Here is a 212-nt window from a genome sequence, read left to right on the forward strand (position 1 = left end):
GCCGGCGCCTATCCATTGATATTCCACCCTTGAGCACCCACCGGAGAACAGATGTCTCCGACATGGGCATCTCCTGCAGGACATCCCCCGCCGCACTATAGGCGGCGGCAATGAACCTGAGGTGCTCCTTAGAAAGGAGGTGATCCAGCCGCACCTTCCGGTACGGCTACCTTGTTACGACTTAGTCCCAATCGCCGGTCCCACCTTCGACG

Annotated in this window: 1 rRNA gene; it reads right to left on the reverse strand. The window is 59.4% G+C overall.

Features of this window, described 5'->3' with window-relative positions:
* Positions 1 to 132: 132 nt before the first annotated feature.
* A 16S ribosomal RNA gene (locus AC5RT8_RS16305) occupies positions 133 to 212 on the reverse strand; the annotation flags it as partial.

The sequence above is a fragment of the Arthrobacter sp. Ms25 genome (genome assembly GCF_059090365.1).